At 75.0% G+C, this 16,657-nt stretch carries 16 protein-coding genes; 4 read left to right on the top strand and 12 right to left on the bottom strand.

Features of this window, described 5'->3' with window-relative positions:
* Positions 1-28: 28 nt before the first annotated feature.
* The 5 genes from egtB to trxA all read right to left on the bottom strand — a co-directional run bounded on the left by egtB (position 29) and on the right by trxA (position 5,758).
* A complete protein-coding gene (gene egtB / locus ABZ312_RS21455) occupies positions 29-1,360 on the bottom strand; it encodes an ergothioneine biosynthesis protein EgtB (RefSeq protein WP_500323164.1) in 1,332 nt (443 codons plus the stop codon).
* Positions 1,357-2,634 carry an ergothioneine biosynthesis glutamate--cysteine ligase EgtA gene (egtA, locus tag ABZ312_RS21460; protein ID WP_500360195.1) on the bottom strand — a complete coding sequence of 426 codons (1,278 nt, stop codon included), beginning with the start codon at positions 2,632-2,634 and terminating at the stop codon, positions 1,357-1,359. The genes egtB and egtA overlap by 4 nt, the downstream gene beginning before the upstream one ends.
* 226 nt (positions 2,635-2,860) lie before the next feature.
* Entirely contained in the window at positions 2,861-3,448 is a 588-nt protein-coding gene (locus ABZ312_RS21465) for an endonuclease (protein WP_500438508.1), read from the bottom strand.
* A 222-nt stretch (positions 3,449-3,670) separates the two neighbouring features.
* Entirely contained in the window at positions 3,671-5,341 is a 1,671-nt protein-coding gene (locus ABZ312_RS21470) for an AMP-binding protein (protein ID WP_500360197.1), read from the bottom strand.
* Positions 5,342-5,374: 33 nt separating this feature from the next.
* Positions 5,375-5,758: a thioredoxin gene (gene trxA / locus ABZ312_RS21475; protein WP_499515391.1), complete on the bottom strand. Its 384-nt coding sequence runs from the start codon at positions 5,756-5,758 to the stop codon at positions 5,375-5,377.
* 215 nt (positions 5,759-5,973) lie between these two features.
* On the opposite strand from trxA, the gene ABZ312_RS21480 reads away from it, so the two are divergent.
* Complete coding sequence (locus ABZ312_RS21480; protein WP_500323169.1) at positions 5,974-6,933, top strand: NADP-dependent oxidoreductase; 960 nt, start codon at positions 5,974-5,976, stop codon at positions 6,931-6,933.
* Between the two features lie 21 nt (positions 6,934-6,954).
* On the opposite strand, the gene ABZ312_RS21485 is transcribed toward ABZ312_RS21480, so the two are convergent.
* Together ABZ312_RS21485 and ABZ312_RS21490 are read right to left on the bottom strand one after the other, a co-directional pair.
* Positions 6,955-7,410 carry a universal stress protein gene (locus ABZ312_RS21485; RefSeq protein WP_500323170.1) on the bottom strand — a complete coding sequence of 152 codons (456 nt, stop codon included), beginning with the start codon at positions 7,408-7,410 and terminating at the stop codon, positions 6,955-6,957.
* A gap of 9 nt (positions 7,411-7,419) precedes the next feature.
* Positions 7,420-7,899, bottom strand: coding sequence for a MarR family winged helix-turn-helix transcriptional regulator (locus ABZ312_RS21490; protein WP_500360198.1), 480 nt, complete (start codon positions 7,897-7,899; stop codon positions 7,420-7,422).
* Positions 7,900-8,005: 106 nt separating this feature from the next.
* Here ABZ312_RS21490 and valS point away from each other — a divergent pair, with 106 nt between their 5' ends.
* Together valS and ABZ312_RS21500 are read left to right on the top strand one after the other, a co-directional pair.
* Complete coding sequence (gene valS / locus ABZ312_RS21495; protein ID WP_500438497.1) at positions 8,006-10,609, top strand: valine--tRNA ligase; 2,604 nt, start codon at positions 8,006-8,008, stop codon at positions 10,607-10,609.
* 97 nt (positions 10,610-10,706) lie between these two features.
* Positions 10,707-11,069: a hypothetical protein gene (locus ABZ312_RS21500; RefSeq protein ID WP_500323174.1), complete on the top strand. Its 363-nt coding sequence runs from the start codon at positions 10,707-10,709 to the stop codon at positions 11,067-11,069.
* 19 nt (positions 11,070-11,088) lie between these two features.
* Here ABZ312_RS21500 and ABZ312_RS21505 read toward each other — a convergent pair whose 3' ends face one another.
* Entirely contained in the window at positions 11,089-12,318 is a 1,230-nt protein-coding gene (locus tag ABZ312_RS21505) for a citrate/2-methylcitrate synthase (RefSeq protein ID WP_500438499.1), read from the bottom strand.
* A 115-nt stretch (positions 12,319-12,433) separates the two neighbouring features.
* On the opposite strand from ABZ312_RS21505, the gene ABZ312_RS21510 reads away from it, so the two are divergent.
* Entirely contained in the window at positions 12,434-13,579 is a 1,146-nt protein-coding gene (locus ABZ312_RS21510) for a citrate synthase/methylcitrate synthase (RefSeq protein ID WP_500323177.1), read from the top strand.
* Positions 13,580-13,595: 16 nt separating this feature from the next.
* Here ABZ312_RS21510 and ABZ312_RS21515 read toward each other — a convergent pair whose 3' ends face one another.
* From ABZ312_RS21515 to ABZ312_RS21530, 4 genes are all read right to left on the bottom strand, one after another.
* The gene (locus tag ABZ312_RS21515; protein WP_500438501.1) at positions 13,596-14,063 is read right to left on the bottom strand and encodes a GNAT family N-acetyltransferase; all 468 of its coding nucleotides are present in this window, start codon (positions 14,061-14,063) and stop codon (positions 13,596-13,598) included.
* A 49-nt stretch (positions 14,064-14,112) separates the two neighbouring features.
* On the bottom strand, positions 14,113-15,204 hold the full coding sequence (locus ABZ312_RS21520; protein WP_500323181.1) for a hypothetical protein: 1,092 nt from the start codon (positions 15,202-15,204) through the stop codon (positions 14,113-14,115).
* A 22-nt stretch (positions 15,205-15,226) separates the two neighbouring features.
* A complete protein-coding gene (locus ABZ312_RS21525; protein ID WP_500323182.1) occupies positions 15,227-16,243 on the bottom strand; it encodes a lysylphosphatidylglycerol synthase transmembrane domain-containing protein in 1,017 nt (338 codons plus the stop codon).
* Between the two features lie 100 nt (positions 16,244-16,343).
* Entirely contained in the window at positions 16,344-16,619 is a 276-nt protein-coding gene (locus ABZ312_RS21530; RefSeq protein WP_500360407.1) for an isoamylase early set domain-containing protein, read from the bottom strand.
* Between the last annotated feature and the right edge of the window lie 38 nt (positions 16,620-16,657).

A 16,657-nucleotide genomic window follows, 5' to 3' on the forward strand; every position in this document is an offset into this window, starting at 1 on the left:
CCGCGCCCCCGTCTGTTCGGGGCGGCGCTCACACCTGCTCCGGGCGGGCGTCGCGGGCGGTGCGGAAACCGGAGAAGATCTGCCGCCGGATCGGGTAGTCCCAGTTGCGGAACGTGCCCCGGCAGGCCACCTGGTCCACGGCGAAGGAACCGCCGCGCAGCACCTTGTGGTCGGGGCCGAAGAAGACCTCCGAGTACTCCTTGTACGGGAACGGGGCGAAGCCCGGGTAGGGCAGGAAGTCGCTCGCCGTCCACTCCCACACGTCGCCGACCAGCTGCCGTACGCCCAGCGGCGAGGCGCCGGCCGGGTAGCTGCCCACCGGGGCCGGCCGCAGGTGCCGCTGCCCGAGGTTGGCGTGCTCCGGGCCGGGGTCGGCGTCGCCCCACGGGTAGCGGCGGGAGCGGCCGCTCCCCGGGTCGTGCCGGGCCGCCTTCTCCCACTCCGTCTCGGTGGGCAGCCGGCGTCCTGCCCAGCGGGCGTACGCGTCGGCCTCGTACCAGCACACGTGCAGCACGGGCTCCTCGCGCGGCACCGGCTCGGTCACCCCGAAGCGGCGGCGCAGCCACGTACCGCCCTCCCGGTGCCAGAACAACGGGGCGGACAGCCCGTGCTCGCGGACGTGCGCCCAGCCCGCCGGGGTCCACCAGCGCTCGTCCCCATAGCCGCCGTCCTCGATGAAGGCGAGGTACGCGCCGTTGCTCACCGGCACGGTGTCGATGAAGAACGGCGCCACCTCGCGCACGTGCGAGGGACGTTCGTTGTCCAGCGCCCACGGCTCGGCCGAGGTGCCCATGGTGAACGGACCGCCGGGGACCAGAACCTCGGCCGGCAGGAACGCCGCGTCCGCGGGTGCGGGCGGCGGCGGGGGCGCGGTCAGTGCCGCCGGGCCGCGGCGCAGCTGATGGGTGATCAGCATCGTCTCGTCGTGCTGCTGTTCGTGCTGGGCGATCATGCCGAAGGCGAAGGCCGCGTCGGTCAGCGGCGTGCCGTGCAGCGGTGCCCGCTCCAGGATGTCCAGCACGCGCCCGCGGACCTCGGCCGCGTACGCGTGCGCCTCCGCGGGCGGCAGCAGCGGCAGCGTGGGCCGTTCCGAGCGCGGGTGCTCGAAGGCGTCGTAGATCGGGTCGATGTCGGGGCGCAGGGCCTCACGGCCGCCGACGTTCCGCAGCAGCCACTGCTCCTCCTGGTTGCCGATGTGGGCCAGGTCCCAGACCAGGGGCGACATCAACGGGGAGTGCTGCGCGGCGAGTTCGTGGTCGTCGACGCAGGTGGTGAGCGCCCGGGTGCGGTCGCGCGCGGTGGTCAGGGCGTCCAGCGCCCGCCGGCGCAGGGTCTCGGGGTCGAGCGCGGGTGCGGTCACGTGCGGCTCTCCTTGCGTAGGAAGGCGTCGAGCATGTCGTCGGCGGGACAGCGGCCACGCTGGACGTAGCGCTCGGTGAAGTCGTCCACCGCCTGCTGCACGGCCTGGTCCGCGCCGAGCCGGGGCAGGGCCTCACGGGCGGCGGCGAAGCAGGTCATGGCGGTGGCGTGGAGTTCGGGGTCGGCCAGGCCGTGCCGGGCGGCGCGCCGCCACAGCGGGTTGCGCGGCGCCGGGTCCCGGCCCGCCGCGTCGGCGAGCGGCTTCACCGCCCGGTAGGCGACCTCGGAGGCGGCGGCGTCGTCGAAGAGCGCCACGGCCACGGCCAGCGGCACGATCCAGCCGTCCCGCCCCGACTGCGCGTCGATCATGCGCAGTTCGAGGTAGCCGCGTGGCCGCACCGGCGGGAACAGCGTCGACAGGTGGTAGTCCAGGTCGGCGGCGGTGGGAGGCCGGTACGACCCGTCACGGATCCAGTCGCGGAAGGTGAGCCCGTCGGGCACCGCCCAGGGTGCCTGGTCGCCGCGGATGCACAGCACCGGGGCGTCCAGGGCGTAGGCGGTCCAGGCCGTCCGCGGGTCGGCCCCGGTAGGCGGGGCGAGGGTGCGCCCCGGGTCCAGGGCGGCCCACACCGCCTGCCGCGTGGACCGCCAGCCGGTCGGACGGCCCGCGCTGAGCGGCGAGTTGGCGAACGCCGCGACCAGGACCGCGCCCAGCAGGTGCGCCAGCAGCCAGCGTCTGCCGAGTCCGAAGGGGCCCGGCTCCTCCGTACCCGAGTCCAGGCAGACCTGGACGGAGGCCGTGGAGCACATCATGGACCGGCCCGCGGGTCCTGAGCGGTCGAAGTACGTCTCCATCGCCGCGTACCGGGGCTCGTCCAGCAGCCTGCGGGGCCGGCGCCAGGGGTCGTGGCCGTGGCCCGCCAGGGCCAGGCCCTCCCGGCGGAGCCGGTGGCGTACGGAGTGGAGGTCGGCGGCCGCGGCGTTGACGCACGCGGTGAGTGAGGGGGCGGGCAGCGAGCTCAGCTCCAGCTGGCCGCCGGGCTCGGTCGTGAGCCGGGAGCGGAGGTACAGGTCGTGCAGTGCGGCGACGGCGGCGCCGAGCCGTGCGCGGCCCACCGGGCGGGCCGGGTCGTGCGGGTCGTGGAGGAACCATTCCAGTTCCACGCCTATGCGGCGCGGCGGGCCGGTCTTGAAACAGATGCCCTGGATGTGTTCCTCCGCTGCTGTCTCGGTGATCGGTTCGGATGTCTCCATCCGCTGGCTGGTGCCGGGCATGGCCGGGACCTCCCGTCGAAGGCGGCTTTCCGTGTCCCGCCCGGCCACGGCCGGGCGGTGTCCGTACCACCTAAGCCCTTCGGTGCGGGCCGCTCAAGAGCGCCCCGGACGAACGGCCGAGGGACGGCAGATGACACCCGAGTCGAGGGCGGCCCCTGCCGTCCGGTCCGAATCAAGCGTGGACCGCGACCTGGCGGCCCGCATCTCCAAAGCGCGTCTGTGCAGGTCAGAGCGTGGATGTCAGGACTTCCCCGACGATCTTCCGGTCCACCGCGGCGCGCACCAGCGCCGCGGCCAGGACGGCCTCCTCGCCCTCCGGGACCAGCTCCGCCAGCTCGCCGGCCGTGCCGGGGAGCTCCAGCCGCTGCGCACCCTGGAGCACCTTCCCGTCGAAGGCGGGGGCGAATTCCGGCCACACCGCCTGCACCTCCCGCAGGAAGAAGCCCGCCCCGACCGGGCCGATGCCGGGTACCTCCCGCAGCAGCCGGCACAGCCGCTCCGCGTCCCCGTCGGCCGCCGCGCGGGCCTTGCGCAGGTCGCCGCCGTACCGGTCCAGCAGCAACTGCGCCGCGTCGCCGAGCCGGGTCGCGGTCCGCTCGTCGTACCGGCGGTAGCCGCTCTCGTCCAGCACGTCCCGTCTCCGCTGCCAGGTCGCGCCGGCCGTCGCGGCGGGGTTGCGCAGCCCCGCCGCGAACAGGGCGCGGGCCGCTGCGATCGCCGTCCGCGTGCGGATGCGGGCACCGAGCAGCATCGCGAGGACGAGCAACTGGTAGAGCGGTTGCGGGGTGTCGCGCAACCGGATGCCCGCCTCCATGGCGTACGTCTCGCCGTGCGCCGCCAGCAGCGCCCGCACCGTCGCCCGGGCGTCCCGCACGTCCCGGGCGTTCTCCGTACTCCGGCCGGCGGTCACGTAGGGCCCGTTCCCGTGCGCAGTGCCCGGCGCGGCGGCCGGAGCTGGTCGTGGCGCATGGGGTGCGTGTTCCCGGACGGACCGGCATGAAACGGCTGCCCGAGGGTGCGGGTCCGGGCGGTGGGCTCAGCGGTCCAGGAGCCCGGCGCGGTCCTGGGTGCGGTAGCGCTCCAGCAGCGAGGCGAGGTCCGCGGCGGTGAAGCGGCGGTACGCCGCGCCGCAGGGTCCCTCGCCGGGCGGGGACCACCACACGGGGTCGGGACAGCGGAAGCCCTCACGGCGCAGGGCGGCGCGCCGCACCTTGTTGGTGGCGGTGACCGGCATGCGCGGCACGACCCGTACGAAGCGGGGGGCCGACTTCGTGCTGAGGTCCGCCTGCGCCGCCAGGAACGCGGCGAAGGCGCCGGGGTCGAAGGCGGCGCCCTCGCGGAGGGCCAGGGCCGCCATCACCTGGTCGCCCGAGACGGGGTCGGGGACGGCGTACACGGCGACGGCCGCGGCGGCGGGGAAGCGGGCCAGGACGTTCTCCACGACGGCGGCGGCGAGGTTCTCGCCGTCCACGCGCAGCCGGTCGTCGGCGCGGCCCGCGAAGTGGAACCAGCCCTCGGTGTCCCGGAAGAAGAGGTCGCCGGTCCAGTACCAGCCGTCGCGGGTGCGCGCGGCGACCGCCTCGGGGTTGCGCCAGTACCCCTCGAAGCGGGAGGACCCGCGGTTGACGAGCTCGCCGATCGCCTCGTCGCCGTTGAGCAGCCGCCCCGCCGCGTCGAGGACCGCGCGGGGCCGCTCGGCGCCGGTCGCCGGGTCCACCACGGCGAGGTCGGCTCCGGGAGCGGCGCGCCCGACCGCGCCGGGCGGCGTGCCGGGGGAGCGCTGGATGGCGGCTCCGCCTTCGGAGGAGCCGTACCCCTCGGTGAGGGGCACGCCGAAGCGCTCCGCGAACCGGGCCGCGTCGACCGCCCCGGCCTCGGTGCCGAAGCCCCGGCGCAGGCGGTGGTCGCGGTCGTCGGGGCGCTCGGGGGTGGCGAGCAGGTACTGCACGGCCCGCCCGACGTAGGTGAAGTACGTGGCCCCGTAGGCGCGTACGTCCGGCAGGAAGCGGGAGGCGGAGAAGGACCGGCGCAGCGCGACCGCGCCGCCGCCCGCGAGGGCGGGTGCCCAGCCGGCCATCACGGCGTTGCCGTGGAAGAGCGGCATGCACAGGTAGTGGACGTCGTCCGGTCCGAGGCCCAGGGAGCCGCTGAGGGAGGCTCCCGCGTCGGCGAGCCTGCCCTGGGAGACGACCACGGCCTTGGGGGCGCCGGTCGAGCCGGAGGTGAAGTAGAGCAGGAGCCGGGAACCGGGGCGTATCCGGCCGCCGCGCGGCGGACCGGCGTCCTCGTACCGGCGCAGCAGCGCCGCGTACGCCGGGTCGTCCACGACCAGGATCCGCTCCCGGGGGAGGGGGAGCGCGAGACCGCGCAGCAAGGGCAGGTGCGCGCGCTCGGTGACCAGCAGCGCGCACTCGGTGTGTGTGATGTCCCGGGCCAGTTCCGCACCGCGCCGGGTCGGGTTGACCCCCACCACGGCGGCCCCCGCACACGCCGCGGCGCCGAGCCACAGCGGGAACTCCGGGACGTTGCCCAGGAGCACCCCGACGTGCGGCTCGGCGCCGTGCGGCAGCAGGTCGGCCAGGAGCGCGGCGCGGGCGGCGGAAGCGGCCGCCACGTCATGGCGGCTGAGCCTGCGCTCCCCGTACAGCAGCCCGGGGCGCCGATCGCCCCACTGGCCCTCGACGAGCTCCGCCATGGTGCACCCCATACGGCCGTACCATAGCTGACGCCTCGTCAGATGTCAGGCCTTCGGGGCCTCCTGGTCCGCGCCCTGTTCGGCGATGGACTTGCGGACCTCGTCCATGTCCAGGTCACGTGCCTGCTTGATCAGGTCCTCGAACGCGGGTGCGGGCAGCGCGCCGGGCTGGGAGAAGATGGCCACCTTGTCGCGGATGATCATCAGCGTCGGGATGGACTGGATCTGGAACGCGGCGGCCAGCTCGGGCTGCGCCTCCGTGTCGACCTTGCCGAACACGAGGTCGGTGTTCTTCTCCGCGGCCGACTCGTAGACGGGGGCGAACATCCGGCACGGGCCGCACCAGGACGCCCAGAAGTCGATCAGGACGAAGTCGTTGTTGCCCACGACCTCGTCGAAGTTGTCCTTGGTGAGCTCAACAGTGCTCATGCTTCCCTTACCTGCTTCCGGGTGCCGTCGGTCGGGACCCACTGACCGTAACCGAGGGCAGCGCTGCGCTATTCCGAACGCCGCCCTCCCGGCGCGTCCCCCCGTCGCCCCACGGAACGGGATGCCGGGAGCCGGGCGGGGCCGGATGCTGGAGGGAGCGGGGACGTCCGTCGCCCCCGCCGGTCAGACGCGGGGGCGACCCACGGGAGCGGCCGATGGTGACGACGATGCACGCCGTACGGGCGCATCGGCGCGGCGGGCCCGAACAGCTCCGCTACGAGACCGTGCCCCGGCCCGAGCCGGACGCGGGTGAGGCGCTGGTGGCGGTGCGGGCGGCCTCCGTGACGGCCGGGGAGCTCGGCTGGGACGCGACCTGGACCGACAGCTTCGACGGCTCGGGCCGCGACCGCACCCCCACGATCCCCTCGCACGAGGTCTCCGGCGTGGTCGCCGGGGTGGGCCCCGGGGTGATCACCCCGAGGGTCGGGGACGCCGTCTACGCACTGATCCCCTTCGTCCACGACGGTGCCGCGGCCGAGTTCGTCACCCTCCCCGCGGGCATCCTGGCCGCCAAGCCCCGGCGTCTCGACCACGACACGGCCGCCTCGGTCCCGCTCGCCGCGCTCACCGTCTGGCAGGCGCTCGCCCGGCACGCAGGGGTCACCCCGGGCCGGCACGTGCTGGTCCACGGCGCGGCGGGAGGCGTCGGCTCCTTCGCCGTCCAGATCGCCGCCGCGCTCGGCGCGCGGGTCACGGCGACCGCCGCCGCGCGCGACGCGGGATTCGTCGCCGGACTGGGCGCGGAGCGGGTCGTCGACTACGCCGGCAGCCGCTTCGAGGACGAGGTGGCGGACGTGGACGTCGTCTTCGACGCCGTCGGCGGCGCCACGCAGGACCGCTCCTGGTCGGTGCTGCGCCCCGGCGGGCTGCTGGTGAGCATCGTGTCCCCGCCGGACGAGGAGAGCGCCCGCGCGCACGGCGCCCGTGGCGTCTTCTTCGTCGTCGAGCCGGACCGGACGGGCCTGGAGGCGGTCTCCCGGCTCATCGACGGCGGCAAGCTCACCCCGCGGGTCGACCGCGTGGTGCCGCTCGCCGAGACCCGCGCCGCCTACGAGGCGCTGGAGCACGAGCACCGGCGCGGCAAGGTCGTCATCCACGTCGCCGACGGGGCCTGACCGCACAAGGCGGGCGAGGGCCTACGGGACGACCGTCACCGGCCAGCGGCCCGCCTTGACCAGCCGCACCGCCACCGAGCCCACGATCCGGTGCCCGGCCTTCTCGGAGGCGCCGACCACGACCGCGTCGGCCTTGAGCTCGTCGGAGGCCTGGGACAGCCCGCTGAACGGGTCGCCCGTGAAGGTGTGGAACTCCCAGCGCAGACTGGACACCGACTGGAAACGGGAAGCGGCCTTCTCTATCTCCGCCTTGAGCTCGTCGGCGATCTCGGCGGTCGCCTCCGCGACCGGCGCGCCGAAGGCGGCCCCCGCCGCCAGGACCGGCTGCACGTACACGATCGCCAGCAGCGCCCTCTGGCGCCGCGCCAGCCCCGCCGCGTACGCCGCGGCGCGCCACGACGACTCCGATCCGTCCAGTCCCGCCACGATCACCTTGGGACCGTCCGTGCCCCGCTCGAAAGCCGCCTTGTCGCTCACGTTCCGAGCCTACTTGCGGGACTGCCGCGCGCGCCGTACCGGACGCGGGGAATCCGCGCCCGCGGCGAGATGGCCGTCCACCAGCCGCTGCAGCGCGGAGGCGAAGACCGCCCGTTCGTCCTGGGGAAGGGCCGCCAGCAGGTCGCCGTGGACGCGGGCGGTGATCTCCCTGCCGAGGTCGACGAGCTCCCGGCCCGCCGCGGTGACGGTGATGATGCGGGCCCGGCGGTCCGTGGGGGAGGGGTGCCGCTCGGCGAGGCCGGCCCGCTCCAGCTCGTCCATGGTGACCACCATCGTGGTCTTGTCCTGCTGGGAGACCTCGGCCAGTTGAGCCTGCGTCAGCTCCCCGGGCAGCGCGTGCAGCAGCACGCAGTACCCGCGGGGGGTGAGCCCGACCTCGGCCAGCGCCGCCGCCAGCCGGTTCGTCATGGCGTGGCTGGCGTACTGCAGCAGCCCGGTGAAGTCGGGCGCGGAAAACGTGGGACCCATGGTCCGAGCCTAGCAAAAAGGTCCGTTACCGAATCATCGGTGACACGAACGATCGGGCGGGTAAATCGGTCGGCCGCGGGGGCCCGCTTGCCTACCATGGGACGGCATGAACCTCCCGTCCCGTCACCACGACGTCCCCGGCAAGCCCTCCCTCGACGGGCTCGAAGCGAAATGGTCGCGGCGCTGGGACGAGTCGGGCGTACACCGCTTCGACCGGTCGCGGCCGCGCGAGGAGATCTTCTCCATCGACACCCCGCCGCCCACGGCCAGCGGATCGCTCCACATCGGCCACGTCTTCTCGTACACCCACACCGACACCGTCGCCCGCTACCGGCGCATGCGCGGGCAGACCGTCTTCTACCCCATGGGCTGGGACGACAACGGCCTGCCCACCGAGCGCCGGGTCCAGAACCACCACGGGGTCCGCTGCGACCCCTCGCTCCCGTACGACCCCGGCTTCACCCCGCCCGAGCGCCCCGGCAGTCACCAGCAGTCCGTCTCGCGGCGGAACTTCATCGAACTGTGCGAGGCCCTCACCGCCGAGGACGAGAAGGCCTTCGAGCAACTCTGGCGCCGCCTGGGCCTGTCGGTTGACTGGACGCTCACGTACCAGACCGTCGGCGCCCGTTCGCGCGCCGCCTCCCAGCGCGCCTTCCTGCGCAACCTGGCGCGCGGCGAGGCCTACACGGCCGAGGCACCCACCCTGTGGGACACCACCTTCCGCACCGCCGTCGCCCAGGCGGAGCTGGAGGACCGCGAACGGCCCGGCGCCTACCACCGGCTGGCCTTCCACCGCCCCGGCGGCGGCCGGGTCGTCGTCGCCACCACCCGGCCGGAACTCCTCCCCGCCTGCGTCGCCCTGGTCGCGCACCCCGACGACGAGCGTTACCGGGAGCTGATCGGCACGAGCGTCACGACCCCGGTCTTCGGCGTCGAGGTCCCCGTCCACGCCCACCGGCTCGCCGACCCGGACAAGGGCACCGGCATCGCCATGATCTGCACCTTCGGCGACACCACCGACGTCACCTGGTGGCGCGAACTGCGGCTGCCCACCCGCCCGGTCCTCGGCCGCGACGGACGCTTCCTGCCCGCGCCGCCGGCCGCCCTGCGGACGGCGCAGGCCCGTGAGGCGTACGGAGAGCTGGCCGGCGCCACCGCGCACACCGGCCGCGAGCGGCTGGTGGGGATGCTGCGCGAGCGCGGCGACCTGGAGGGCGAGCCCGAACCGGTCGTCCACGCCGTCAAGTTCTACGAGAAGGGCGACCGGCCGCTGGAGATCGTCACCACCCGCCAGTGGTACCTGCGCAACGGCGGCCGCGACGAGGCCCTGCGCGACCGGCTGCTGGAGCGGGGCCGCGAACTGCGCTGGCACCCGGAGCACATGCGCGTCCGCTACGAGAGCTGGGTCGAAGGGCTCAACGGCGACTGGCTGATCAGCCGCCAGCGGTACTTCGGCGTCCCCGTCCCCGTCTGGTACCCGCTCGACGAGGCCGGCGAGCCCGTCCACGGCAGGCCGCTGGTCCCCGACGAGTCGGCGCTGCCCGTCGACCCCGGCACCGACGTCCCCGACGGCTACCGCGAGGAGCAGCGCGGCGCGCCCGGCGGGTTCACCGGCGACCCGGACGTCATGGACACCTGGGCGACGTCGTCGCTCACCCCGCAGATCGCCGCCGGATGGGGCACCGACGACGAACTGTTCGCCAAGGTCTTCCCGATGGACCTGCGGCCGCAGGCCCACGAGATCATCCGCACCTGGCTGTTCGGCAGCATCGTCCGCGCCCACGCCGAGCAGGGCGTGCTGCCGTGGCGGCACGCCGCGATCTCCGGCTGGATCCTCGACCCGGACCGCAAGAAGATGTCCAAGTCCCGGGGCAAGGCGGTCACCCCGGGCGACCTGCTGGAGCAGCACGGCTCCGACGCCGTCCGCTACTGGGCGGCCGCCGCCCGGCCGGGCACGGACACCGCCTTCGACACCGGGCAGATGAAGATCGGCCGCCGCCTGGCCACCAAGGTCCTCAACGTCGGCCGCTTCGTTGTCACCTCCGGCGCGGTCACCTCCGGCGCGGTCACCTCCGGCGCGGTCACCTCCGGCGCGGTCGTGGACGGCGCCGCACCGGCGGTCGCCGCGCCGCTGGACCGCGCCCTCCTCGCGGCCCTCGCGTCGACCGTCCGCGCCGCCACCGACGCCCTGGAGGACTTCGACCACGCCCGCGCCCTGGAACGCGTGGAGTCCTTCTTCTGGGACTTCTGCGACGACTACGTCGAACTGGTCAAGGGCCGCGCGTACGACGGCGACACCTCCGCCCTCGCGACGCTGTCCACCGCCCTGTCGGTCCTGCTGCGGCTGTTCGCGCCCTTCCTGCCGTTCGTCACCGAGGAGGTCTGGTCGTGGTGGCGCGAGGGCTCGGTCCACCGCGCCGAATGGCCCGACGCGGACGCCCTGCGGGCGCTCGCCGGCGACGGCGACCCGCGCGTCCTGGCCACCGCCCGCGACGCGATCACCGCGGTCCGCAAGGCCAAGTCCGAGGCGCGGCTGTCGATGCGGGCGGAGGTCGCCCGGCTCGTCGTCACCGGCCCGGCCCCGCAGCTGTCGCTCCTCGCCCTGACCGAGGACGACGTCCGCGCCGCGGCCCGCGCGGCGGCGGTGGAACGCGTCCCGGCGGCCGGCGACGCCCTGGCGTACGAGGTGCGCCTCCCGGACTCGCCCTGAACGCCTGCGACGTGGCGGGCCCGCCCGCCCCGCCCGCGCGCCGAGCCGGTGGATTGCGTCCGTCATGGGGCCGGTGAGCGGTGCGGCGGGTGGATCGGTGAGCGACGGAACGGGCCGGTGGGGACTGGCGGCCGGGGCGGGGCTGTTCACGGCGCTGGCGGTGGCCGGATGCCCGGGGGAGGGCGCCACGTCCTCCGCACCGCCCGAGCCGTCGGCCCCGGCCTCGGCATCCGCCTCCCCTGCGCGCTCAGCGCCCCGGCCCGGGCGGACGGCCGCGCCGCCGCGCCCCACCCAGGGCGGGACGGCCGGCCGGGGGCACGGGTCCGGAACGACGATCGAGCAGAACCCCGAGGGCTCCGGATCGCCGGTGCCGCGCACGCCGCCGACGCCGGACTGGACGCCGGCCACCGGTTTGCCCACCGACGCCGTCGAGGTGCCGATGCCCACGCAACTCGGCTGACGGACCCCCGCGGCGGGCCTCAGGGCAGCGGCTGCGGAGGGCGCGGGCCCACGTAGTGCCCGCTCGGGCGCATGCGCAGTGGGGGTTCCTCGTACTCCTCCAGGGCATGGGCGATCCAGCCCGCCGTCCGGGCGACCGCGAAGACCGTCTCGCCGGCTTCGGGGACCATACCGGCGGAGACGGAGAGCACTGCCAGGGCGAGGTCGACGTTGGGGTGGACGGGGGTGTGACGGGCCGTCGTGGCGGCCACCTCGCGGGCGGCGGTCAGCGCGCGCTCCGCGTACGGGACGTCCTCGAGCAGCCGCAGGAGCATGACCGCGCGCGGGTCCTCGGCCCGGTAGAGGCGGTGGCCGAGCCCCGGCACACGGCGGCCCGCGCGCAGGTGGTCGGCGACGACGGCCGCCGCGCTGCCGCGGTCGAGGACCTCGGCGAGCATGCGGTGGGCGAGGCCGCTCGCGGCCCCGTGCAGCGGGCCGTCGAGGGCCCCGAGGCCGGCCGAGACCACGGCGTACGGATGCGCGCGGGCGGAGGCGGCCACGCGCACGGCGAGTGTCGAGGCGGCCAGGTCGTGGTCGATGAGCAGGACGAGCGCCGCGTCCAGCGCACGCAGTGACGCGTCGTCGGCCGGGTGATCGGACAGCCGGGACCACAGCCGCCAGGCCAGCCGGCCCTCTCCCTGGTGCGGGGTCCCGGCCGAGGGCAGAGCCCGGACCAGCGTGGGGATGAGGCCGCGGGCGGCGCCGAGCACGGCTTCGGGGGAGAGGTCGAACCGGAGCGGGTCCGCCACGGCCGCCGCGACGGTGGTCGCCCGCAGGCGGTCCATCGGGCCGCTGTGCCCGGGCAGCACCCCGACCGCCCGCCGGGCGGCCTGCAGCGCCTGCGGCGGCGCGGTGAAACGCACCCCGGAACGCAGGACGCCGGTCCACAGCCATTCCGCCACCTCCTCGTAGCCGTACCGCTCGGCCAGGGCCGTCGCGTCGACCCCGCGGAAGTAGTAGCGGTCCCCGTCGATGAGGGTGATCGCGGTGCGCACGGGGCCCATGCCGTCGTCCTCGGGGGGCGGCTGCGCCGCGCGCCGGTTGCGACGCACGAGGGCGTCGACCTCCTCGGGGTCGAAGGTGCTGCCGCGCCCGCCGGGGGCGCGCCGGCTGCTCAGCAGGCCGCGGCTGACGTAGGCGTACACCGTCTCCGGCTTGACCCCGAGCCGCCCGGCCGCCTCGCGAGTGCTCAGCCGTTCCTCCGTCGTCATGACTCCATCTCACCACACATTGATTCAATCAATATTGACGGAGATTGAATCAATGATGGATGGTCGAGTCAATGCCGAGCCGTCGAAGCAGCACCGGAGGACCACCGTGACCGTCATGCCCGTCACCCCCGACGTACCCCGCGGCCTGAAGGGAGTCGTCGTCACCGAGACCGCGCTCGGCGACGTCCGCGGCACCGAGGGCTTCTACCACTACCGCCAGTACTCGGCCGTCGACCTGGCGCAGAGCCGCACCTTCGAGGACGTCTGGCACCTGATGCTGCTCGGCACGCTGCCCGACGCCGCCGGGCGCGCCGCCTTCGCCCGGCGCGTCGCCCCGCTGCGCCGACTGCCCGCCGCCGTCCGCGACGCGCTGCCGGCCGTCGCCCGTTCCGGAGCGCTGAGCGGCCCGCTCGCCGGGCTGCGCTCGGCGCTGTCCCTGCTGGGGGCGGCCGAGGGGTTCCGCCCGCTGTACGACATCGACCCGGAGCGTCGGCTGTCCGACGCGCTCACCGCGACCGCCGTCGTGCCCACGCTGCTGACCGCCCTGTACCGGCTCGGTCAGGGCCTGGAGCCGGTGGAACCGCGCGACGACCTGCCGTTCGCGGCCAACTACCTGTACATGCTCACCGGCGAGGAGCCCGACCCGGCCCGCGCCCGGGCCGCCGAGCGGTACCTGATCTCCACCGTGGACCACGGCTTCAACGCGTCCACCTTCACCGCCCGCGTCATCGCCTCGACCGGCGCCGACCTCGCCGCCTGCCTCACCGGCGCCGTCGGCGCGCTGTCCGGCCCGCTGCACGGCGGCGCCCCGAGCCGGGCCCTGGACACCCTGGACGCCATCGGCACCCCGGACCGCATCGACCCGTGGATCCGTGAACGCGTCCTGGCGGGCGACCGCATCATGGGGTTCGGCCACCCCGTCTACCGCACCGAGGACCCCCGTTCCCGGATGCTCAAGGAGATCGCCCGGTCCTTCGGCGGCCCGCTCGTCGACCTCGCCGTCCAGGTCGAGGCGCGGGTCGAGGCGATCCTCGCCGAGCTCAAGCCCGGCCGTGAACTCCACACCAACGTCGAGTTCTACGCCGGCGTCGTCATGGAGCTGTGCGGCCTGCCGCGCGAGATGTTCACCCCCACCTTCGCCTGCGCCCGTGTCGTGGGCTGGTGCGCCAACGTCCTGGAGCAGGCCGAGGACAGCAAGATCATCCGTCCGGCCGCCCGCTACGTCGGCCCGGTGCCGCCCCAGCCGGTGCCGGCGGCGTGAGGGGTCCGGGGGCCGGTCAGGGCGCCGAGGGGCGTTCCAGCAGGAGGTAGTCGCCGTCCTCGCCCGTGCGGTGGTAGCCCGCGCCCTCGTAGAGGTGGAGGGCCGGGTTGACGCGGTGGACGCCGAGCGTCAGCGTCCCGTGGCCGGCCGCGCGGGCCTGCGCGGCGAACGCGTCGAGGAGGAGGCGGCCGAAGCCGCGGCGCCGCAGGGCGGGCACCACGTGCAGGCCGACCAGCAGGGCCTTGCCGTCGCCCGCCGGCATCCACATCATCGAGCCGCCCGGCCCGCCGCCGGCCTCCAGCACGAGGGTGCGGTCCAGGCACTCCACCCACAGGCCGAGGTTGAGGTCGATCGCCTCGGTCCAGGCCGCCTCGGCGGCGGGTTCCACGGCACGCATGTAGTCGCGTTCCCACCGCAGGAGGTGCGGCAGGTCGGCGGGCCGCGCGGGGCGGGTGTCGGCCGTCGGGCCGGGGCTGATGGGCACGGTGGTCACCGTAACGCCCCTGCCGCGCCCGCCGGGGGCCGGGCCGCCGCTACTCCCGGGCGGCCGGCTTGCGGTCGACCGGCGTGACCGGGGTGACGGTCTCCTCCATGGTGCGGCGGGGGCCGGACCAGGGGGCGGGGACCGCGTCGAAGAGGTAGGCGAAACGGTAGGCCAGTTCCTCGTAGTTGACCCGCCAGCCGCGGAAGTGCGGCCACGCCTCCTCGGGGGTGCGCTCCAGCGGGTAGCCGTTGGCCGCGGCGTGGGCGACCGCCGCGGCGAACTCCTCGTACGGCAGCCTGATGGTCGCGTTGGGCGAGGGGTCGGCGTCGTACGGGATCCGCCAGATCGCGGCGATGTCGCGCAGGCAGACGAAGCCGGCCCGCAGGGCGAGCCGGGCCTCGGCCTGCGGGCGCCCGGGGTTGAGGGCGAGTTGCATGGCGGCGGCGTCCATGACGGCGAGCAGCGCGATCAGCCAGCTGCGGTCGGGCTGCGGCGAGCGGAACCGGCTGAGCACCGTGTAACTGGTGTGGCTCTCGCTCACTTCCGCCGCCCACCGCTCCCAGTTGCGGAACAGCTCGGTGAGGCTGTCGGTGAGCCCGATCTGGGCGTAGCGGGCGAGGATCTCCGGCCCCCACGGCGGGTTGCCTGCCCGGGCCTGCAGCAGGGTCACCTCCGCCTCGCGGCGCGAGTAGGCGGCGTACAGGGTCGGCAGGTAGCCGATCTGGAGGCCGATGGTGATCGGGCCGGTCGCGGCGGCGATGAAGTCGATCACCGTGAGGTCGACGTGGTGGCTGCTGGCGAAGCCCAGCGTGAACAGCGACGACCCCGCCTCCCGCAGCGCGTTGATCGGGGCGAGGTCGCTGACCGCCGCCTGCAGCATGGCGTACCCCGCCCAGAAGGCGACCAGCCAGCCGATCAGGTTGGCGAGGATGGACACCGCGGCCACCGGGACGAGGACACGGTCCTTGGCCTCGGGCGTCCGGCAGCGGTCCGCGACGAACTGGAAGGGCAGGTGGACCGCCGCGTGCACCAGGCGCGTGAAGCTGGACCGGGTCGGCCGCGGGATCACCAGCGTGCGCAGCACCGAAGAGAAGGTCCCGGCGACGACCAGCGCCCCGACGAGACCGATCAGGACGCGCACTGGACTTCCCTCCCCGGACGGTTCACAGCACCCGCCGGCGGACCAGCGCGGCCAGCACCAGCACACCGGGGAGCAGGGGCAACCATACGGTGACGATGCGGTACGCCAGCACCGCGGAGGTCGCCGCCACGCCGGTGGCCCCCGCGGTGACCAGCGCCAGCACCAGGGCCACGTCCAGCGAGCCGATTCCGCCCGGGGTCGGCAGCAGGGCCGCCGCCGCGCTGCCCGCCAGGTACGCCACCGCGACGTGCGCGGCCGGCACCGGCGCGTGCAGCGACCGTACGACCGCGACCAGCACCGCGGCGTGCATCACCGGGAAGGCCAGGGAACCCGCCCACAGCGCCGCCACCCGCGCGGAACGGCCGTGCACCGCGCGGACGTCGGTGGCGACCGTGCCGAGGAACGAGCGGACGGTGCGGCGGACGTGGCGCACCGACAGCAGGACCACCAGGACCAGGCAGAGCGCCGCGCCGGCCATGAGGGCGACGGTCGGACCGGGCCGCCCGGGCACGACCTTGCGCAGGTCGAGGGCGTGCGGGAAGGCCGCGAGCAGGACCACCAGCAGCCCGATCCGCACCACGCAGGCCGCCAGCGCCCGCACGGTCAGCGCGGCCGCGGAACGACTGGGGGAGAGGCCGCAGCGCAGCAGGAAGCGCAGGTTGACGGCGTTGCCGCCGACCCCCGCCGGGAGGATGTGGTTGGCCGCGGACGCGGCGAACTGGGTGGCCAGCAGGCGTCCCGTGGGCAGTTGCTCCAGCACGGCGCCCTGCTGGGCGGCCGCCGAGCACACCCAGGCGAGCAGCGTCGCGGCCCCGGCCGCCAGCAGCCACTCGGCGTCGGCGGAACCCAGCCGGTCGGTACCGGCGTCCACCATCGGCCACTGCCGCAGGACGATCAGGGCCACCAGCAACAGCGGTGCCACACCGACGATCTGACGTACTGGGAGGCGCCGCCACATGCCGTTCGTGCCCTTCCGGTCGCCGCGGTCGCCCGCTGCCGTGAGGTGCTCCCCGGCGCAGCCCCGGCCGTACCTACGCACGACCATACGGTGCGGTGACCCGTACCGCTCATCCGGCGGCGCGTCCGGCCGCCCCGTGGTACGGGGCGGGGCCGGACGGCGCCCCGGCGCGCGGGACGGCCTACAGCTCCAGGAGGCTGCCTTGGTCGTCCACGCGGTCGGCCGACTCGTCGTCGAACCAGATCGCATCGGTGGCGAGGTAGCGGAAGCGGTGCACGCCCGCCGGGAGGATCACCGACACCGTGCGGGTGCCGTCGCGGCGGGGGACGAGGGTGTGCCGGCCGGGCTCCCAGCCGTTGAAGTCGCCGACCACGCTGACGGTGCCGGGCGGGTGGTCGACGGGGAGGGCGAAGGTGATCCGCGTCTTGCGGCCGAACAGCTTGCTGCGCCTGAGCATGGGCTCTCCCTGCGGGGCGGACGAGGGACGGAGGACAC

Source organism: Streptomyces sp. NPDC006207 (genome assembly GCF_040613835.1).
Taxonomy (GTDB): Bacteria; Actinomycetota; Actinomycetes; order Streptomycetales; family Streptomycetaceae; genus Actinacidiphila.